The sequence below is a fragment of the Xanthobacter pseudotagetidis genome, from assembly GCF_043194795.2.
Classification (GTDB): Bacteria; Pseudomonadota; Alphaproteobacteria; order Rhizobiales; family Xanthobacteraceae; genus Xanthobacter; species Xanthobacter tagetidis_A.
In genome coordinates this window covers 723,771-743,645 of the sequence record NZ_CM195534.1, presented here as the reverse complement: position 1 = coordinate 743,645, position 19,875 = coordinate 723,771, and the positions used below count along the sequence as shown (strand labels likewise).

The following is a 19,875-nucleotide window of genomic DNA, read 5'->3' as shown; positions in this document are numbered from 1 at the left end:
GCGCCGCGGCCCCCGGAACCGCGCCGCCGGAAGCCTCAAAGCCCGCGCCGCCTCGCAGGCGGCCAGAAAAAGGGAAAAGACAATGAAGTTCGGCTTTCTTTCGGAAGGCGATCCGCGTCCGGGCCAGACCTATTCCCAGCGCTACTGGGACCTCGTGGAGGAGGTGATCCACGCCGACAAGATGGGCTTCGACGTGTTCGGCTCCTCCGAGCAGCACTTCGCCATCGGCGTCGCCTCCATCTCGGCCCCGGAGTGCTTCTATCCCTACCTGTTCGCCAAGACCGAGCGCATCCGCTTCCGCCACGCGGTGACGCTGCTGCCGTTCATGATCAACCATCCGCTCCGGGTGGCCGAGCGGATCGCCACCCAGGACATCCTCTCGCGCGGACGCATCGAGCTCGGCACCGGGCGCGGCAACACCATGCTCACCTTGCGCGGCTTCGGGGTCGACATCGAGACCACCCGCGACCAGTGGGAGGAGGGCATCGACCTCATCAAGGCCGCCTTCACCTCCGACCCCTTCACCTTCGAGGGCAAGTTTTTCAACGTGCCGCCGCGCAGCCTGGTCCCGAAGCCGATCCAGGACCCCTACCCGCCCATCTTCGTCGCCTCCACCGGCCCGGATTCGCTGCGCCGCGCGGGGCAGAAGGGCCTCGGCGTCATCACCAGCGCGGTGGAGCGCGGCTGGTCCTATGTCGAGGACGCGATCAAGGTCTACCGTGCGGAGGCCGACGCCGCCGAGGCTTCCGGCATGCACGTGACCAACGCCATCGCGGTCAACACCACGGCCCACTGCGCCCACACCACGCAGAAGGCCATCGACGAGGCGGGCGCGGTCATCATCAAGGAGCGCAAGCTCGCGGGCGACGCCTATGCCCGCCTGTCCACCATCTCGCCCGACTACGCCTACATGCGCGACATCGCCGCGCTCGGCGACGCGATGGAGAATCTCGACTATCTGCGGCTCGAATCCGGCTCGATCATCATCGGCGACCCGGACCACTTCATCGAGCAGATCCAGAAGTTCGAGGCCATGGGCGCCGACGAGGTCTGGTTCCGCCTCGACAGCCTGCCGCACCATATGGTGATGCAGTCCATCGAGCTGATCGGGCGCTACGTGATCCCGCAGTTCAAGGACCCGCGCCAGGTGGTGCAGCACCCGGAGATCATGCGCAACAGGCTCAAGGCCAAGCGGGCGGAGCTGGCGCGGCTCAAGGAAGAGGCCGCCGGCGCGCCGGCGCCGGTCTAGGCGGAAGGGCGGGGCCGGGCGATGGAAATCCTCAAGATCGGCACCATCAACGTGGCCGTGAGCGATGCCATGGCCGCCGGCCGCCTGTTCTCCCGCCTCGGCCTGCCCGCCCGGCAGGCGGATCTCGTGCGCCTGCCGGAGCGGCCGGCGCAGATCAACTACCTCCAGTCGCCCGTGGGAGAGAGCTCGCTCTCCTTCGTGGAGCCCTCCGATCCCGGCAGCCCCGTCGCCCGGTTCCTCGAGCGGCGGGGCGAGGGGCTGTTCTCGCTCAGCATCGAAGTCCGCGGGCTCAAGGAGCTGATGGCCGCCTGGCGCGCCGCGGGCGTCGCGTGGGTGCTCGACGAGCCCATGCGATTCACGGCCGGCCCCGGCCGGCCCGAGGGCGGGGCGGCCAACTGGACGCGCCCGCGCACGACGCTCGGCATGATCATCGAAGTGATCGAGCGCGACACCCCGGACCACGGAGGAACGAACTGAGGCGTCGCCTGCGACCGGGCATCAGAAATCCGGCGGGCGCCAACCGAAAACTCCCTGCGCCTTGAAAGGAAAAAATAATGACCTTCCAGAAGCTTGTGACTGGTACCGTGATCGCCGCCGCCCTTTGCGCAAGCCCGGTGCTTGCCGATTCCTTTCCCACCAAGCCGGTCACGCTGGTGGTGAATTATCCCGCCGGCGGCGGCTCCGACGCCATCGGCCGCGCGCTGGCGCGCGCCATGGAGAAAACCCTCAGCCAGCCGGTCCCGGTGGAGAACGTGGCGGGCGGCGGCGGCACGCGCGGCGTGACCGCCGTGGTCACCGCCCCGCCGGACGGCTACCGCATCGGCGTCGCCACCAACAGCCCCATGACCATCGCCGTGCACAACGTCGCCGGCCTGCCGTGGAGCGCGCCCGCGACCTACGACATCCTCGGCGGCATCGGCTCCATGTACAACGCCGTGTGCGCGCAGCCCGACGCGCCCTTCGGCACGCTGAAGGAGATGGTGGAGTACGCCAAGAAGAATCCCGGCCAGCTCAAGGTCTCCAGCATCAAGGGCGGGCTCAACCAGTACACGTGGGACGCCTTCGCCAAGGCCGCCGGCATCGACGTGCGCTTCGTGCCCTACAGCGGCGACGCGGACGGCGTCGCCTCGTTCCTCGGCAAGAACACCGAGCTCGTGAACCTCACCTGGCCGACGCTGCGCGCCCAGATGGACGCCGGCAAGGCCAAGTGCCTCGCCATCTTCGCTCCCGCGCGCGTCGCCACCCATCCGGACGTGCCCACGTTCAAGGAGCTGGGCTATGATGTGACCACCACGTCCGACTACGTGGTCTATGCGCCGAAGGACCTGCCCGCCGACGTGCGCAAGGCGCTGGTCGCGGCGACGGAGGCGGCGGTGAAGGACCCCGACTTCGTCAAGGTGCTCTCCGCCCAGAGCATCGTCGTGGCGTTCCAGGACGGCGGCGACATGAAGAAGCGCTTCTCCGATGTCTACGACGCCTTCGCCAAGGCAAAGGGCGCCAACTGATCGGCCTCCGGCGATCCGTTGACTGGAGGAGCACGAGCACGATGGAGCGTTCGCGTCAGATCACGCGCGGTGAGGTCAGGATCGCGTCCGCGATCCTGACCCTGTTCGGCGCCCTCTATACCTGGCAGGCCACCAGGCTGCCCATCGGCGATCCGATCGGCAGCGAGGAGGGCGGCACGCCCATGGTCATCGGCGTGCTGTGGGTCCTGTTCGGCCTCTATGTGACGCTCAAGGCGCCCGCGCCGGGCGCCCAGGACGACGAGGTGGGAACCTGGCCCAGCCGCGCCATGGCGGGGCGCCTGCTGGCGGTGGCGGCGCTGTGCGGCGCCTATATCGTGCTGCTGCCGTGGCTCGGCACCATCGCCACCTCCTTCCTGTTCATGACCGCCATGGCGCGCATGTGCGGCGCGTCGTGGCTGCGCTCCATGGCGGCGAGCCTCATCCTCGCCGTCGCCTTCTGGCTGCTGTTCGTGGACGTGCTCGATCTCTCCCTGCCCGCGGGAGCCTTCTTCGACGCGCTGAGGTGGGGGTAGGACCATGGACCTGTTAAGCGCGATGGCCAGCGGGTTCCTGGTCGCCCTCCAGCCCGAGAACATCCTCGCCGCCCTCATCGGCGCGCTCGTAGGCACCGCCACCGGCGTGCTGCCGGGCCTCGGCGTGCTCGGCGCCATGGCGATCCTGATGCCCATCACCCTGCACCTTGCGCCGGTGACGGGCATCATCATGCTCGCCGGCATCTATTACGGCGCCATGTACGGCGGCTCCACCACGGCGATCCTGCTCAAGATCCCGGGCGAGAGCGGCTCCATCGTCACCACGCTCGACGGCTACGAGTTCGCCCGCAAGGGCCGCGCCGGCTCGGCGCTGATGATCTGCGCGGTCGGCTCGTTCATCGCCGGCACGGTGAGCATCCTCGGCCTCAGCCTGTTCCTGCCCTTCCTCTCGGACGCGGCGCTCAGCTTCTCCTCGCCGGAATTCTGCGCCCTCGCGGTGCTCGGCGCGCTGACGCTGATCCGCATCACCGGCGGCGACCCGGCCATGGGCATGATGATGCTGCTGGTGGGCATGGGCCTCGCCACCATCGGCGTCGACGCGGTGGGCGGCAGCACCCGCTTCACCTTCGGCACCGAGAGCCTCGCGCTCGGCTTCGACCTGGTGCCGGTGGCGCTCGGCCTCTACGGCATGAGCGAGCTCCTGCAGGTGCTGCAGACCCGCAAGGGCTTCCCGAAGGCGGAATCGGTGCGCCTGCGCGACATGGTGCCGACGCGCGCGGAATGGCGCCGCGCCTGGCCCGCCATCGTGCGCGGCTCGGGCATCGGCTTCTTCATCGGCCTCCTGCCGGGGCCGGGCTCGCTCACCTCCACCTTCGCCTCCTACGGCGTGGAGAAGGGCCTCGCCCGCGAGCACAAGCGCGAGTTCGGCAAGGGCGCGGTCGAGGGCTTCGCCGGGCCGGAGGCGGCCAACAACGCGGTGGCGACCTCGGCCCTGGTGCCGGTCATCAGCCTCGGCATCCCCTTCACCCCCAACGTGGCGCTGCTGCTCGGGGCGCTGATCGTGCAGGGCATCCAGCCCGGCCCGCTGCTGCTGTCGCAGCGGCCCGACATCGTCTGGGGCCTGCTCGCCTCCATGTATATCGGCAACATCGCGCTGCTGATCCTCAACTTGCCGCTGGTGGGCCTGTGGGTGCGCCTGCTGAGGGTGCCGCAATACATCCTGGTGGGGGCGATCTTCGTGGTGTCGATCATCGGCGTCTACACCATGCGCTCCAGCATGTGGGACCTGGTGGTGCTGTTCTCCTGCGGCTTCGCCGGCTTCTTCCTGCGCCGCATGGGCTTCGACATGGCGCCGCTGGTGCTCGGCCTGGTGCTCGGGCCGATCTTCGAGAAGTCGCTGCGCGAGACGCTGTTCCTCAGCGGCGGCGACCTCTCCATCTTCGTCACGCGGCCGATCTCGGCGGTGCTGGTCGCGCTCTGCGTGGTGGCGCTCGCGGCGCCCGCCGTGTTCACCTGGGTGAAGCGGCGCGGCGGCTGGACGAAGACCGTGCCGGCGCCCTAGCGCACGCGCCGATCGGCTTGCAGCGCAAGCCGATCGGATCGCGCTCTCTATCGTTAAGGTAGAGGGCGATCCACCGATCAAATTGGTTCAATTTGATCGGATCGCGCTCTGAGGCGGCGGCATCCCCATCCTCGCGATTGATCCTCTCGGTCCGGAACTGCGTCATGGCCAAGCACATCTTCTGGGAATCGGAACCGCGGGTGGAAGAGGCCCAGACGGCGGCCTGGACCATCCCCGCCATCGTGCGCGAGCGCATGGCCCGCGACGCCGGGGAGCCGGTTTATTTCGTGCCCGAGGGCGAGGGCTTCCGCCCGGTGAGCTGGCGCGCCTTCGGCACCGCCGTCGCCGAGATCGGCGCCGGGCTCAAGGCGCTCGGCTTCGGCCGCGGCGAGCGCGCCGCGATCATGGGCGAGCCGACCCTCGAATGGGTGGAATGCGATTTCGGCGCGCTGGTGCCGGGCGGCACCACGGTGGGCATCTACCAGATCAGCTCCTGGCAGGAGGTGGCGCACGTGCTCGCGGACGCGCGGCCCATGGTGTTCTTCGGCCAGAAGCGCAGCCACCTGGAATGCGGCCTGCGCGCGGCGAACCCGCGCGGCCCGGTGCGCCTGTTCGTGCAGATGGAGGGCGAGACCGAGGGCCTCGCGCCACCGGACGCCGACGCCCGGATCCTCACCCTTTCCGAGCTGCGGCGCATCGGCGCCGCCGCGCTCGCCGCCGACCCCGCGCTGTTCGACGCCATGGTGGACCAGGGCCAGGGCACAGACGTCGCGCGCATCATCTTCACCTCCGGCACCACCGGCCGGCCGAAGGGCGTCATGTACACGCACAAGGCCTGGCTGCTGGTGGGCGAGCAGTGGGTGATGCGCTTCCCGCCCATCCGCCGGCGCCCGCACGTGCATGTGGCGTTCCTCTCCACCGCCCACGTGTCCTCGGCCATGGTGACGGAGATCGTGCCGCTGGTGTCGAAGCTCCAGCCCCATTTCGCGCCGGAGAAGGCGGACCTCCTGGACGTCTTCCGCAGCGCCCGGCCGGAGGTGCTCGGCATGACGCCGCGCTTCTACCAGAAGATCGCGGTCCAGCTCGCCCTGAAGCAGCAGGAGGGCTCGACCCTCGACCGCCTCGCCCACCGGCTCGCCATGGGCATCGGCCGGCGCGTGGTGGACGAATACTGGCGCGGCGAGCGCTCGGCGCGCTGGCGCGTGCTGGCGCTCGACCTCGCCCGGCGCACCCTGTTCCGGCGCCTGCGCGCCACGGTCGGGCTCGACCGTGTGGCGCGGGCGCAGACCGGCTCGGCCATGATGCCCATGGACGTCGCCTCCCTGTGGGCGATCTGGGGCATGGACATCCGCGAGGCCTACGGCCTCAGCGAGGCGGCGTGCGCCGTGTGCTACCAGCAGCGGCCCTTCCCCCGGCCCGGCACCATCGGCCGGCTGATGGACAACCAGCCCGACAGCGACCTCAAGCTCGCCGACGACGGGGAGATCCTGTTCAAGTCGCCCATGGTGTTCTCGGGCTATTGGGAGCAGCCCGAGGCGACCGAGAAGGCGCTGAAGGACGGCTGGTTCCACACCGGCGACATCGCCGAGCGCACGCCCGAGGGCGACCTGCGCCTCGTCGGCCGCAAGAACGACGCCATCTCCACCGCCGGCGGCAAGACCATCAATCCCGCCGAGATCGAGAGCGAGATGAAGCTCAGCCCGTTCATCTCCGAGGCGGTGGTGTTCGGCCAGGGCGAGAAGTACCTCGTCATGCTGATCGAGATCGAGCGCGACAGCACCGCGCGCTGGGCGCACCAGCAGGGCCTCACCGCCTCCACCTATGCCGAGCTCGCCGCGGCGCCGCAGGTGGAGCAGCTGATCGCCGCCGAGGTCGCCAACGCCAACGAGCGCTTCGGCCGCGTCCTCCAGGTGAAGAAGTTCCGCATCATCCCCCAGCCGCTCGACAGCGTGGCGGACGCCCTCACCTCGGCCAAGAAGGTGAAGCGGCGGGTGGTGCGCGAGGCGTTCCACGACCTCGTGGAGAGCATGTACGACCGCCAGGAGGAGGCGATCCTCGCGGCGCCGGCCGGACGCCGGTGAGCGCCATGCTCGCCGCCTACGCCGACCATTTCGACGCCGCCCATCCGCTGGCCGGGCTGAAGGTGGGCGAGCGCCCCGTGCCCGAGCCTCCGGACGGCTGGGCGCGGGTCAGGGTGGTCGCCGCCTCGCTGAACCATCACGACTTGTGGTCGCTGAAGGGCGGCGAGGCCATGCGGCAGCGCGGCGGCGCCGGCCTGAGCGAGGCCGACCTGCCGCGCATCCTCGGCATGGACGCGGCGGGGATCACGGAGGACGGCGCCGAGGTCATCCTCCATCCGCTGATCGCCACGCCCGCCTTCGGCGTGCTCTCCGGCCGCTATGACGGCACCTTCGCCGAGCAGGTGTGCGTGCCGCGCGCGAACCTCGTGCCGAAGCCCGCCGCGCTCGGCTGGGAGGAGGCCGCGTGCCTGCCGACCGCCTGGCTCACGGCCTGGCGGATGCTGTTCGAGAAGGCGAAGGTGCCCGCGGGCGGCGCCATCCTGGTCCAGGGCGCGAGCGGCGGGCTCTCCACCGCCCTCGTCATGCTCGCCAAGGCGGCGGGGCTGAGGGTCTACGTCACCGGCCGCAGCGCCGCCTCGCGCGCCTTCGGCCTTTCCATCGGCGCCGACGCGGCGGTGGAGACCGGCGGCCGCCTGCCGGAGCGGGTGGACGCGGCGATGGATTCGGTCGGCCCCGCCACCTGGGAGCACTCGCTGAAATGCCTGAAGCGTGGCGGCGTCATGGTGGTGCCGGGCGGCACCACCGGCTACAGCGCCACGGTGGACATCGCCCGGCTGTTCACCATGGACCTCACCATCGTCGGCAGCGCCATGGGCTCGCGCGCGCAGCTGGAGGCGCTGGTCGGCTTCTGCGCCGAGCGCGGCCTGCGCCCGCCGGTGGCGCGGGTGCTGCCGCTGGCGCAGGCGAAGGCGGCATTCACGGCGCTGGAGGAGGGAGAGGCGGCCGGCAAGATCATCCTTCGCCCATGATGCGGAGCGGAACCGTTCACGCTCACCCCGTATTTGTCCGGAGCGCCCCCGTGTTTGCTTTCAGGGTGTGATCTGGCGTAATAGCCTCGCGACGAGCCCCGCCCGCGGCGAGACCTTCAACCGTGCGGAATTCAGGAATGACTGTCGAAGAGCAATCAAACCGCGGACGCAGGGAAGAGGTTCTCATGGCCGCCGCCGCGGTGTTCTCCGACAAGGGGTATCGCGCCAGCACGATCCAGGATATCGGCCGCGAGCTCGGCACCACGTCCGCCGCGCTCTACTATTATTTCGGCAGCAAGCAGGAGATTCTGGGCGAGCTGATCGTGCGCCCGGTGCGCCAGCTGCGGGAAATGGCCGCCGAGGTGGCGCAGAGCCCGCTCTCCAACCGCGAGAAGCTGGGCGAGATCGTGCGTCGGCACATCGACATGATGCTGAAGCAGCGCGAGCTCTTCACCATCTTCCTGCGCGAGCGCGTGGAGCTGGAGGCCCAGCACGCCGGCCGCCTCGCCGAGATGGAGGAGGAGTATTACCGGCAGATCCGCTCCATCATCGACGACGCCGCCCGCGCCGGCGAGATGCGGGACGTGAACCGGCAGATGCTCGCCCTCGGCATCATCGGCATGACCAACTGGGTGCTGCGCTGGCACAAGCCGGACGGGGCCCTCGGCGCCGACGAGATCGCCAGCGCCTACATGGACATCCTGGGCGGCGGCGCGTTCAAGGAACCGCCGGGAACCGCCGGCGCCACGCCGGTGCCGGCGGAGGCCGCCCGCCGCCGCGTCAAGCGCGCGTCGTAGGGCCGATCGATACCCAGGGCCGGGAAGGCTTGCTCAAGCTGGCTCAGGCGGCCGGGCATGGAGACCCGCGCCAGGCCCGGCCATGACGGCGGTGCGCGCGGGCGCAACGTTCCGTAGTTCCATCCGGGCTCTGCAAGGAGCTGGAGCGGGCGATGGGAATCGAACCCACGACATACAGCTTGGGAAGCTGTCGTTCTACCACTGAACTACGCCCGCCTGGACGCGCACCATAGCCAAGGCACCCCGCCGCCAGCAAGGGGGCAGGCGGCCGGCGCGGGACCGGGGCCGGGCGCGTCCACACCCTTTCGCGGGCGATTGCGGACTGAAAGGGGCGCTCCTATGGTCGCCTCATGTCCGAGCCCCATCGTCCCCCCGCGTCCGGCACGCATCCGCATCCGCGCTTCAAGGCCCTGTTCCAGAGCTTCGACGACATCGCCGATGGGGCGGAAGGCCCCGCCCGCCTCGCCGGGCTGCGCGCCGAGCTGGCCCGTCGCGGACTGGACGGCTACGTCATCCCCCGCGCCGACGCGCACCAGAACGAATACGTTCCGGACTGCGAGGAGCGCCTCGCCTTCCTCTCCGGCTTCACCGGCTCGGCGGGCCTCGCGGTGGTGCTCGCCGAGACCGCGGCGCTGTTCGTCGACGGCCGCTACACGCTCCAGGCGCCGGCCCAGGTGGACGCCACCGCCTTCACGGTGGTGCCGCTCGCCGAGATGAGCCCGGAGAAATGGATCGAGGACCACCTCCCGAAGGGCGCGAGCCTCGGCTTCGATGCCTGGCGCACCACCCTCGACGGGCGCGACAAGCTCGCCCGCGCCGTGGCCGCCGCCGGCGGCATCCTGGCGGCGGTGGAGGATGACCCCCTGGCCGCGGTCTGGACCGACCGGCCGCCGCCGCCCCGCGGCGCCGTGCGCCTGCTGGACCTCGCCGTCGCCGGCGAGGAGACCGGCGCCAAGCTGCGCCGCGTGCGCGAGGCGCTCGCCGCCGCCAAGGTGGACGGGCTGCTGGTGTCCGATCCCCACGCCAGCGCGTGGCTGTTCAACATCCGCGGCGCCGACGTGGCGCACACGCCGCTGCCGCTCGCCTGGGCGATCGTGCCCGCCGACGGGCCGCCGCTGCTGTTCCTCGAACCGGCCAAGCTGTCCGCCGAGGTCCGGGACGCGCTGGAGGCGGCGGCCTACGTCCATCCCGTGAGCCACCTCGACGACGCGCTCGGCGCCTTCGCGCGCGGCAGGCGGGTGCGCGTCGACCAGGCCACCTGCCCGGTGCGGCTCGCCGGCCTGATCGAGAAGGCGGGCGGCACCGTCGACAAGGGCGCCGACCCCATCGTTCTGCTGAAGGCCTCGAAGAACCCGGCCGAGATCGCCGGCATGCGCGCCGCCCACCTGCGCGACGGCGTGGCGCTCGCCCGCTTCCTCGCCTGGTTCGAGGCGGCGGCGCCGGCCGGCGGCCTCACCGAGATCGACGCCGTGGAGGCGCTGGAGACCTTCCGGCGCGAGGCCGGCGAATTGACCGACGTCTCCTTCCCCACCATCGCTGGCGCCGGTCCGAACGGCGCCATCGTCCACTACCGGGTGACGCGCTCCACCAACCGCGAAATCCGGACCGGCGAGCTGTTCCTGCTGGATTCCGGCGCCCAGTACCCGGATGGCACCACCGACATCACGCGCACCCTGGCGGTGGGCGCGCCCACGGCCGGGATGCGCGCCCATTACACGCTGGTGCTGAAGGGCCACCTCGCCATCGCCCGCGCGGTGTTCCCGAAGGGCATCGCAGGCGCCCAGCTCGATCCGTTCGCGCGGCAGTATCTGTGGGCGGCGGGGCTGGATTTCGACCACGGCACCGGCCACGGCGTGGGCGCGGGCCTGTCGGTGCACGAAGGCCCCGCCCGCATCTCCAAGCTCGGCCATGTGCCGCTGGCCGAGGGCATGATCCTCTCCAACGAGCCCGGCTACTATCGCGAGGGCGCCTACGGCATCCGCATCGAGAACCTGATCCTGGTCGAGCCGCGGGAGGTGGAGGGGGCGGAAAAGCCCTGCCTCGGCTTCGCGACGCTGACGCTCGCGCCCTATGAGCGCGCTTTGATCGACCTCGCGCTGGTCGACGCGCGCGAGCGTGCGGAGATCGACGCCTATCACCTGCGGGTGCGCGAGGCGCTGGCCCCCTATCTGGACGGCGCCGCGCGGGATTATCTCGTTTCCGCGACCCAGCCGCTCTGATCCGGGGAACAATATCGCCGCGCTGGCGTTCGTCGCGCCGGAACGGTCCAGGTCGTGATCAGGCATAAACTCCCGACGATCGCTGCGTGACAGGAACCGCGAAGCTCACAGCGACGTTTCCCTTCCGACTTACACGGCAGGGAGTGCGATATATGTCGACAATCCTTATTGTCATCCTGGTTCTTCTTCTTGTCGGCGCGCTGCCGACCTGGGGATACAGTTCCGGCTGGGGGTACGGACCGGGCGGAATCGTCGGCGTGCTGCTGATCGTCGTGATCGTCCTGGCGCTGACGGGACGATTGTGACGGCGCCGCAACGGCATGGATAACGGGAAGGGGCGGAAGCTGCGCGCTTCCGCCCCTTGTCCTTTCCTAGGTGCGTCCTTCTTGGCCGCACCTTTCCCTGCTGCGTCCGCCGGGGGCGGCCCGGCCGGTCACATGACCTTTTCGATCACCCGTCCGACCTTGCCGATCAGCTCGTCCACCTGCTCGTTCGAGATGATGAGGGGCGGGGTCATCACCATCGTGTCGCCGGCGGTGCGGATCATCACGCCCTCCTCGTGGAAGGCGCGCTCGATGGCCTCGTAGCCGCGCTGGCCGGGCAGGCCCTCGCGCGCCGGCAGGTCGATGGCGCCGGTGATGCCGACGGTGCGGATGTCGAGCACGCCCGGCTTGTCCTTCAGGCTCATCACCGCGTCCGCCCAATAGGGCTCGAGCGCCTTGGCGCGCGCGAACAGGTCCTCGTCCCGGTAGAGGTCCAGGGTGGCGAGACCGGCCGCGCAGGCGAGCGGGTGGGCCGAGTAGGTGTAGCCGTGGAACAGCTCCACCATGTGCTCCGGCCCCTTCATGAAGGCATCGTGCACATGCTTGCGGGCGATCACGCCGCCCATCGGCACGGCGCCGGCCGTGATGCCCTTGGCGAAGGTGATCAGGTCCGGCTGAACGCCGTAGCGCTCGGCGGCGAAGGCGTAGCCGAGGCGGCCATAGCCGGTGATGACCTCGTCGAAGATCAGCAAAATGCCGTATTTGTCGCAGATTTCCCTGAGGCGCTTCAGGTAGCCCTGGGGCGCCGGGATGACGCCGGTGGAGCCGGCCATGGGTTCGACGATCACCGCGGCGATGGTCGAGGCGTCGTGCAGCCCGACCAGGCGCTCCAGCTCGTCCGCGAAGTGCGCGCCATATTCGGGCTCGCCCTTGGTGAAGGCCTGGTTCTTGCGGTCGTAGGTGGTGGGCAGATGGTCGACGCCGGTCAGCATGGTCCCGAAGGTGCGCCGGTTCGCCACCATGCCGCCGACGGAGATGCCGCCGAAGCCCACGCCGTGATAGCCGCGCTCGCGGCCGATCAGGCGGGTTCGCGAGCTGTTGCCGGTGGCATTGTGGTACGCGAGCGCGATCTTCAGGGCGGTGTCCACCGCCTCCGAGCCGGAGTTGCAGAAGAAGACGTGGTCGAGGTCGCCCGGCGCGAGCGCCGCGATGCGGCTCGCCAGCCGGAAGGCCCCGGGATGGCCGAACTGGAAGGTGGGTCCGAAATCGAGCTCGCCCGCCGCCTTCTGGATCGCGGCGACGATCGGCTCGCGATTGTGGCCGGGATTGGTGCACCACAGGCCCGAGCAGCCGTCCAGAACGGCGCGGCCGTCGGGGGTATAATAATGCATGTCCTTGGCGCTGGCGACGATCCGCGGCCGCTTCTTGAAGGCCCGGTTCGACGTGAAGGGCATCCAGAACGCTTCGAGATCGTTCGGCGCCAACTCTCCCGCGGGGCGCTCGCCGCCGCCCAACGCCATTTCGTCCAATGCCATGACACCTCTCCTTACCCGCCGGGGCCCGTGGTGAACGCCCTCCGGCGCGCGGTGGCGCAAGCTAGCAGCGCCTTGGCTGCGAGGAAACCGCGCCGCGCGCGGACCCTTCCCCCTTGCCAGCATGACTGATCTGGCGGAAAACAGCATGACCATGGGGAAGATCGACCATAAGGCGGCCGGGAGCGACGCCGAATGCCGCGGCGGCGAGACCGCTGGGGCGGCGCGCGCGCCGGACGCGGATGAGGTGCGCGGCGCGCTGGAGCGTGTGCTCGCCTCGGCCGAGCTGTCCGCCTCGCCGCGCCTGTCCGCCTTCCTGCGCTATGTGGTCGAGACCGCGCTCGGCGGCCGCGCGGAGGAGATCAAGGGCTATACCATCGCCGTGGAGGCGCTCGGCCGCGCCAGCTCGTTCGATCCCCAGACCGATCCCATCGTGCGCGTGGAGGCGACCCGCCTGCGGCGCGCGCTCGACCACTTCTATGCCGCGGCCGGCGCCAAGGAGCCGCTGCGGATCCTGATCCCGCGCGGCAGCTACGTTCCGGCCTTCACCTGGCGCGAGACCGAGCCGGCGGCCGCAGCGCCCGAGCCCGCATTGGCCGCAGAGCCCCAGCGCGGACCGGACGCCGCCGACGCGCCGGCGTCCGAGGCCCCCGCCGTGCCCGTGCCGCCGGCGCCCCGGCGGCGCATGGCGCTCGGCCTCGCGGCCGCGGCGCTCGCCATGGTGCTCGCGGTGGCGGGGATCGAATGGACGGCCGGCTCCGGCTCGTCGTCGCGCGCCGATGGCGAGCGCGTCAAGCTGCCGGTGATGGAGATCGCGGCGTTCGAGGCCGCCGGCGTCGAGCCGCCGGCGCGCGGCGTCCTGCGCGCCTTCGAGGAGCGTCTCGGCGATGCCTTGGCGCAGTTCGACTTCATCACCGTCCGCGAGGCCGCGGCGGGCGATACCTCGGCCCCCATCGCCTGCGGCAGCCAGGGGCGCTCGCGCTTTGCGCTCGGCACCGTGGCCGAAGGTCACGCGGACGGCACCTTCTCCCTGCTGCTGCGGGTCACGGACCGCTGCGCGGGCGTCATCCTGTGGTCGCGCGCGGTCGAGGGCCTGAAGGCCGACGACGACATCGCCGCGAGCGCCCGGCGGATGGTGCGCGCGGTCTCCGGCGCGCTCCTGGAGGCGCATGGCGTGGTGAGCGCCCGCGCGCTCGCCACGGTGCGCACGGAAGCGCCGCAATCGGCCTATGGCTGCACCGCCCGCGCCCTCAGCCTGCTCGCCCGTTCCGGCAGCGAGAAGCCCGCCGCGGTGCGCGCCTGCCTCGACGGCATGACCCGCCAGCTGCCCGGCTTCGCCATGGGCCACGCGCTCAAGGCCATGGCACTGCTGGACGAGGCCACGCGGGAGCAGGGATATGACCCCGCCCCGGGACGGGCGGCGCAGATGCTCGCCTCGGCCGAGCGCGCGGTGGAGATCGCGCCCGCCAGCGCCTATGCCGCGCGCACGCTCGCTCTGGTCCAGGCCTTCCTCGGCCAGTACCGCGCCGCGGTGGATACCGGCACCCGTGCGCTGCACCTCAACCCCTACGACGCCACCGTCGCCGCCGGCGTGGGCATGGTCTACATCGCCGCCGGGCGCGTGGAGGAGGGCGAGGCGCTGCTCGCGAACGCCGAGGCGGACGGGGCGCAGGCCGGCCCGCTCAAGGACACCTATCTCGCCCTCGCCGCCTTCCTGCGCGCCGACGAGGCGACCGCCCTGGCGCTCCTGCCGCAATTGGAGCTGCATCCGAGCCGCGAGAACGCGCTCGCTCTGGCGCTCGCGCTCAACGCGCTGCACCGTCCGGGCGAAGAGCGGCGCGCGGTCGCCGCCCTCGCCAGCGACGCCGGCGGCGGGGCGGACGCCATCCGCCGCATGGTCCACCGCCTGCTGCCGGCGCCCGGCCTCGCCGACCGCGCCATCGCCGCGCTGGAGGCCGCCGGCCTCGGCCAGCATGCCGCCATGGTGCAGTCCCGCCACGGCGGCTGAGGCGCCGCCGCCACAGGCCGGCTCGACAATCGGGGCCGGTGCAGCGACACGGCCCTTCGTCCCGGCAAGCGAAAGGCGCGGCCCCCCGCGCGCCCGAAGGCGACGAAAACCGACCGGATTATGGTTTTTCCGAGGGCGGGATAATCTTTCTTTACCTCGCTCCCGCACGATCCTCGCCGAGACCTTCCTACCGTCGATCGAGGTCATGCAGAACTCCACAGATGCCGCCAGCGCGCCCGTTCTCGTCTGCGACCCCGATCCCGCCATCCGCCGCCTCATGCGCGCAGCGCTCGGACGACGGGACCGGCTGAACATGATGGAGGCCGAGGCGCTCGAATCCGCCTATGCGCTCGCGCCCCACTGCATTTCCGCCGTGGTCGCGGTCGGCCCCGGAGGCGAGGCCGCCGTCACCCGCCTCAGGGCCGCCGGCCTGAAGGGCGCGCTCATCGCCACGCTCGGCCATGGCTCGGTCTCGAGCGCGGTCGCCTGCATGCGCGCCGGCGCCGACGACGTGGTGCTGAAGCCGCTCAAGGCAGAGGACGTGGTGGAGCGCCTGCTCCGGGGCGAGCCGGTGCGGGTGGAGCGCCGCCGGTCCTGCCGCGAGGAGGACCGCCCCGCCGCCACCGGAACCTCCGACTTCTGCGGCTTCCTCGGCCGCTCCGCGCCCATGCGCGCGCTCTATGACCGGGTGCAGCGCGTTGCCGCCTCCAACGCCCCGGTGTTCGTCACCGGCGAGAGCGGCACCGGCAAGGACCTGTGCGCCCAGGCGGTGCACGCGCGCTCGCCGCGCCACGGCGGGCGGTTCGTCGCCCTCAACTGCGGCGCGATCCCGCGCGAGCTGATGGAAAGCGAGGTCTTCGGCCATGCGCGCGGCGCCTTCACCGGCGCCGTCGCCGACCGCGCCGGCGCGGCCGAGATCGCCGACGGCGGCACGCTGTTCCTGGACGAGATCGGCGAGATGGACCTCGCCCTGCAGACCAAGCTGCTGCGCTTCCTCCAGGACGGCAAGGTGCGCCGCATCGGCGAGGGGCACGAGCGACAGGTGGACGTGCGCATCGTTTGCGCCACCAACCGCGATCCCGCCGAGGAGGTGCGCGCCGGCCGGCTGCGGGAAGACCTGTTCTACCGCCTCCATGTGCTGGAACTGCACATGCCGCCGCTGCGGGAGCGCGGCGACGACGTGATGCTGCTGGCCGAAACCTTCCTTGCCCGCTTCGCCGGGGAGGAGCGCCGGCCCATGCCGCGCATCAGCCCCGACGCGGCGCGGGTGCTCCAGGTCCGCAGCTGGCGCGGCAATGTGCGCGAGCTGCAGAACCTGATGCGGCGCATCGTCGTGCTCGCCGACGGGCCCCATATCCCGGTCCATCTCGCCCTCGAGGGCGCCGGCGCCGACGAGATCGCGCGCTTCGGCTCCAACGCCGGGAACGTGATGCCGCTTCCCATGGAAGCGGCCGCCGTGGAACCGCTGGCGATCACCGAGCGCCGCGCCATCGAGCGCGCCATCGCCACCTTCGGCGGCAACATCTCCGCCGCCGCGGCAGCGCTGGAGCTCAGCCCCTCGACGCTCTACCGCAAGCGCCTCGCCTGGCAGTGCGCGTGAGGGAGCCGCGGTTGCGTTCCTGACCGCCTCACCCCACCCTGGACGGGGACGGCGCAGCCGTTCCCTCAGCGGGGGGCAAGAACACCATGGGCTGCCTTCGTGTTTCGCGCGCCATGGCCTGCAGCCTCGCCCTGGCGGCGCTGGCTGGCGGCATCGCGTTGCCGGCCGCGGCCCTGGCCGGCCACTGGGCGACGGAGGGCGACCCGCCCTTCCTCATCCACGCATTGGACCCCGGCGCCGAGGAACTGGACTTCATGGCGCGCTGCGATGGGCCAACCATCACCGTGATCTATGTCGCCTCGGACCGACCGCAGATCGCCGCCGGCGCACCCGCGGACTGCGAGGTGGAGCGGCCCTGCCGCGAGAATGTCGCTCTCTTCCTGGTGGTGGACGGCAAGGCGACCCCGGCGACCGCCCGCGCCCGTCCCGAGGAGCTCTATGGCGGGCACGAGCTCGACATCCCGGTGCCGCTCGCCTCGCCGTTCTGGCGGCGCATGGCCAAGGGGCGCGCGCTCTCGGTGCGCCTCGACGGGGTCGAGGGCGAGCGGCTCGCGCTCAAGGGGGTCGCGAAGCCTCTTGCGCGCTTCCTCGCCGCCTGCCGCAAGCGGCCGGCGGAATAGGCGGGCCACGGCGCCGGTTGCGCTACAGGATGAAGCGGCTGAGGTCCGCGTTGCGGGCGAGGTCGGCGACCCGCGCGCGCACGAACTCGGCGTCCATCACCACCGTCTCCCCGGACCGGTCGGGCGCGGAGAAGGACAGGTCGTCCAATACCCGCTCGATCACGGTCTGGAGCCGGCGGGCGCCGATGTTCTCGACGCTCGAATTGACCTCCACCGCGGCGTCGGCGATCGCCTCCACCGCGTCCGGCGTCACCACCAGTTCCACCCCCTCGGTCGCCATCAGCGCCACCGACTGCTTGACGAGGCTGGCCTCGGTCTCGGTCAGGATGCGCACGAAGTCGGCGCGGGTCAGCGCCTCCAGCTCGACGCGGATGGGCAGGCGGCCCTGCAGCTCCGGCAAGAGGTCCGAGGGCTTCGACACGTGGAAGGCGCCGGAGGCGATGAACAGGATGTGGTCGGTCTTCACCGGCCCGTGCTTGGTGGACACGGTCGTGCCCTCGATCAGCGGCAGCAGGTCGCGCTGCACGCCCTCGCGCGAGACGTCGGCGCCGGAGCGGCCTTCGCGGCCGGCGATCTTGTCGATCTCGTCCAGGAACACGATGCCGTTGTTCTCCACCGCATGGATGGCGTCCTGGACGATGGCGTCCTGGTCGATGAGCTTGTCCGCCTCCTCGGTGAGAAGCAAAGGATGGGCGTCCTTCACGGTGACGCGGCGGGTCTTGGTGCGCCCGCCGAACGCCTTGCCGAGCATGTCGGAGAGCGAGATCGCGCCCATCTGCGCGCCGGGCATGCCCGGAATCTCGAACATGGGCATGCCGCCGGCGCCGCCCTGAAGCTCGACCTCCACCTCCTTGTCGTCCAGCTCGCCGGCGCGCAGGCGCTTGCGAAAAGCGTCGCGGGTGGCCGGAGAGGCGGTGGCGCCCACGAGCGCGTCGAGCACGCGGCCCTCGGCGGCGAGATGGGCCTTGGCCTGGACGTCCTTGCGCTTGACCTCGCGCACCAGGCCGATGCCCACCTCCACGAGGTCGCGCACGATCTGCTCCACGTCGCGGCCCACATAGCCGACCTCGGTGAACTTGGTGGCCTCCACCTTCAGGAACGGCGCGCCGGCCAGCCGCGCGAGGCGGCGGGAGATCTCGGTCTTGCCGACGCCGGTGGGGCCGATCATGAGGATGTTCTTCGGCATCACCTCCTCGCGCAGCTTCTCGTCCAGCTGCTGGCGGCGCCAGCGGTTGCGCAGGGCGATGGCGACCGCGCGCTTGGCGGCCGCCTGGCCGACAATGTGCCGGTCGAGCTCGGAAACGATCTCGCGGGGGGAGAAATCGGTCATGGGTTGCGTACCATCAGGAGTGCCGAGCCATGGAAGGGGCCGCGCGATCCCGGACGGCAGCGCCGGCCGCCTGGCTCGCCGAATGCTGAGGCTGTGTCACCTCTCACATCCCCCCGATGGTCTCGATGACGATGTTGCGGTTGGTGTAGACGCAGATGTCGGCGGCGATCTCCAGCGCGCGCCGGACGATGGCCTCCGGGTCCTCCTCCCGGTCGAGGAGCGCGCGGGCGGCGGCGAGCGCGAAGCCGCCGCCGGAGCCGATGCCGGCGACGCCCTGCTCCGGCTCCAGCACGTCGCCGGTGCCGGTGAGGACCAGGGAGATGGAGGCGTCGGCCACGATCATCATGGCTTCCAGCCGCCGCAGATAGCGGTCGGTGCGCCAGTCCTTGGCGAGCTCCACGGCGGCGCGCTGGAGCTGGCCGGGATACTGCTCAAGCTTGGCCTCCAGGCGCTCGAACAGCGTGAAGGCGTCCGCTGTGGCCCCGGCGAAGCCGCCGATCACGTCGCCGCGCCCCAGGCGGCGCACCTTGCGGGCATTGGACTTCAGAACCGTCTGGCCGAGCGTGACCTGCCCGTCGCCGGCGATGGCGACGCGGTTGCCCTTGCGGACCGAAACGATGGTCGTGCCGTAGATGGTATCCGGGGAATGCTGCATGTAAGGCTCCGCTCAGAGCCTTACTTATGCCCTTCCGCCGGGGACGCAACGGCCTCGATCAAACGCCCGCAGGGATCGGGACCACTTTTGGCGCGCTCACCCCGCGCTCAGGAAGGCGCGCGCGATGGTGGCGAAATTCTGGGGCGCCTCCACCATCGGGCAATGGCCGCTGTCGAGGATCTCGTCGATCTGCGCGCCAGGAATGGCGTTCGCCACCTCCCGCACCATGGCCGGGGAGAAGAGGCGGTCGTCGTCGGCATAGATGACGAGGGTGGGCGCCTTGATGGCGCCGATGCGGTTCAGCCCGTCATAGGCGACGCAGGCGTCGAGCTGGCGCAGGAAGGCGTCCTTCTCCTGGTAGAGCCCGGCGTCGAGGGACTGCTGGACCGCGGCGAACAGCGGGACGGCCTTGAGCGTGTGCATGCCGATGACGAAGGAGGTGAGCACCGCGCCGAAGGTCAGCTCGTTGTCGAGCTGGAGCCGCAGCTCCTTGAGCAGGCGCATGATCTCCGTGGTGTAGAGGTCGTTGCGGGCGATGGTGTTGGCAAGCACCAGCCGGTCCACCTTCTCCGGCGCCGCGAGTGCCATCTCCTGGGCGATCATGCCCCCCAGCGAGTGGCCCATGACGTGCGCCTTCTGGAAGCCGGAGGCCGCGAGCACGGCCAGCGCGTCGCCCGCCATGTCGGCGACCGCATAGGAGGCCTTGGCCCGCGCGCTCTTGCCGATGTCGCGGTTGTCGAACTCGATCAGGGTGAACCCCGACAGCAGCGGCCGGGTCAGCCCCCAGAAGGAGCGCTCCGCCGACAGGCCGGAGATGATGAGCAAAGGCGGACCTTCGCCGGTGACGGAATAGTCGATCGTCAGGCCGTCATGGGTGATGGTCGGCATTCGCTCCTCCAGCTCGGGGCATCCGCCCCCAAGCCTATGGCACAGGGCGCGCGGCGGAGCGAGGGCCGCGCCCGACCGGCGCATAAACCGTCATCTCATCGCCAT

Annotated in this window: 17 protein-coding genes and 1 tRNA gene; 13 read left to right on the top strand and 5 right to left on the bottom strand. The window is 70.8% G+C overall.

Annotated elements, in window-relative coordinates; all coding sequences use genetic code 11:
- Positions 1–82: 82 nt before the first annotated feature.
- The 8 genes from V5F67_RS03375 (at position 83) to V5F67_RS03340 (ending at position 8,655) form a co-directional block, all read left to right on the top strand.
- Entirely contained in the window at positions 83–1,249 is a 1,167-nt protein-coding gene (locus V5F67_RS03375) for an LLM class flavin-dependent oxidoreductase (RefSeq protein ID WP_394021160.1), read from the top strand.
- A 21-nt stretch (positions 1,250–1,270) separates the two neighbouring features.
- Complete coding sequence (locus V5F67_RS03370) at positions 1,271–1,726, top strand: VOC family protein (RefSeq protein ID WP_394021159.1); 456 nt, start codon at positions 1,271–1,273, stop codon at positions 1,724–1,726.
- Between the two features lie 77 nt (positions 1,727–1,803).
- Positions 1,804–2,754 (top strand): Bug family tripartite tricarboxylate transporter substrate binding protein, encoded by a 951-nt coding sequence (locus V5F67_RS03365; protein WP_394021158.1) that lies wholly within the window; start codon positions 1,804–1,806, stop codon positions 2,752–2,754.
- Positions 2,755–2,795: 41 nt separating this feature from the next.
- On the top strand, positions 2,796–3,287 hold the full coding sequence (locus tag V5F67_RS03360; RefSeq protein WP_394021157.1) for a tripartite tricarboxylate transporter TctB family protein: 492 nt from the start codon (positions 2,796–2,798) through the stop codon (positions 3,285–3,287).
- Between the two features lie 4 nt (positions 3,288–3,291).
- Complete coding sequence (locus V5F67_RS03355) at positions 3,292–4,809, top strand: tripartite tricarboxylate transporter permease (RefSeq protein ID WP_394021156.1); 1,518 nt, start codon at positions 3,292–3,294, stop codon at positions 4,807–4,809.
- 164 nt (positions 4,810–4,973) lie between these two features.
- Complete coding sequence (locus tag V5F67_RS03350; RefSeq protein WP_394021155.1) at positions 4,974–6,890, top strand: AMP-dependent synthetase/ligase; 1,917 nt, start codon at positions 4,974–4,976, stop codon at positions 6,888–6,890.
- Between the two features lie 5 nt (positions 6,891–6,895).
- Positions 6,896–7,858, top strand: a complete 963-nt coding sequence (locus V5F67_RS03345) for a zinc-binding dehydrogenase (RefSeq protein ID WP_394021154.1) — start codon at positions 6,896–6,898, stop codon at positions 7,856–7,858.
- A gap of 185 nt (positions 7,859–8,043) precedes the next feature.
- Complete coding sequence (locus V5F67_RS03340) at positions 8,044–8,655, top strand: TetR/AcrR family transcriptional regulator (protein WP_394021153.1); 612 nt, start codon at positions 8,044–8,046, stop codon at positions 8,653–8,655.
- Between the two features lie 141 nt (positions 8,656–8,796).
- Here the strand turns inward: V5F67_RS03340 and V5F67_RS03335 are convergent.
- Positions 8,797–8,871: transfer RNA gene (locus tag V5F67_RS03335), tRNA-Gly, on the bottom strand.
- Between the two features lie 134 nt (positions 8,872–9,005).
- Here V5F67_RS03335 and V5F67_RS03330 point away from each other — a divergent pair.
- Both V5F67_RS03330 and V5F67_RS03325 read left to right on the top strand, forming a co-directional pair.
- Positions 9,006–10,874 carry an aminopeptidase P family protein gene (locus V5F67_RS03330; RefSeq protein ID WP_394021152.1) on the top strand — a complete coding sequence of 623 codons (1,869 nt, stop codon included), beginning with the start codon at positions 9,006–9,008 and terminating at the stop codon, positions 10,872–10,874.
- 152 nt (positions 10,875–11,026) lie between these two features.
- Positions 11,027–11,179, top strand: a complete 153-nt coding sequence (locus V5F67_RS03325) for a DUF3309 family protein (RefSeq protein WP_348833140.1) — start codon at positions 11,027–11,029, stop codon at positions 11,177–11,179.
- Positions 11,180–11,307: 128 nt separating this feature from the next.
- Here the strand turns inward: V5F67_RS03325 and aptA are convergent, their stop codons facing one another.
- Positions 11,308–12,672: an omega-aminotransferase AptA gene (gene aptA / locus V5F67_RS03320; RefSeq protein WP_394021151.1), complete on the bottom strand. Its 1,365-nt coding sequence runs from the start codon at positions 12,670–12,672 to the stop codon at positions 11,308–11,310.
- Between the two features lie 145 nt (positions 12,673–12,817).
- Here aptA and V5F67_RS03315 point away from each other — a divergent pair, with 145 nt between their 5' ends.
- The 3 genes from V5F67_RS03315 (at position 12,818) to V5F67_RS03305 (ending at position 16,897) form a co-directional block, all read left to right on the top strand.
- Positions 12,818–14,677, top strand: a complete 1,860-nt coding sequence (locus V5F67_RS03315) for a tetratricopeptide repeat protein (protein ID WP_394021150.1) — start codon at positions 12,818–12,820, stop codon at positions 14,675–14,677.
- Positions 14,678–14,882: 205 nt separating this feature from the next.
- Positions 14,883–16,277, top strand: a complete 1,395-nt coding sequence (locus tag V5F67_RS03310; RefSeq protein WP_394021149.1) for a sigma-54 dependent transcriptional regulator — start codon at positions 14,883–14,885, stop codon at positions 16,275–16,277.
- A gap of 86 nt (positions 16,278–16,363) precedes the next feature.
- On the top strand, positions 16,364–16,897 hold the full coding sequence (locus tag V5F67_RS03305; protein WP_394021148.1) for a hypothetical protein: 534 nt from the start codon (positions 16,364–16,366) through the stop codon (positions 16,895–16,897).
- A 22-nt stretch (positions 16,898–16,919) separates the two neighbouring features.
- Here the strand turns inward: V5F67_RS03305 and hslU are convergent, their stop codons facing one another.
- From hslU to V5F67_RS03290, 3 genes are all read right to left on the bottom strand, one after another.
- The gene (gene hslU / locus V5F67_RS03300) at positions 16,920–18,227 is read right to left on the bottom strand and encodes an ATP-dependent protease ATPase subunit HslU (RefSeq protein ID WP_394021147.1); all 1,308 of its coding nucleotides are present in this window, start codon (positions 18,225–18,227) and stop codon (positions 16,920–16,922) included.
- Positions 18,228–18,330: 103 nt separating this feature from the next.
- A complete protein-coding gene (gene hslV, locus V5F67_RS03295) occupies positions 18,331–18,882 on the bottom strand; it encodes an ATP-dependent protease subunit HslV (protein WP_394021146.1) in 552 nt (183 codons plus the stop codon).
- Between the two features lie 96 nt (positions 18,883–18,978).
- Positions 18,979–19,770: an alpha/beta fold hydrolase gene (locus V5F67_RS03290; RefSeq protein WP_394021145.1), complete on the bottom strand. Its 792-nt coding sequence runs from the start codon at positions 19,768–19,770 to the stop codon at positions 18,979–18,981.
- Positions 19,771–19,875: the final 105 nt, after the last annotated feature.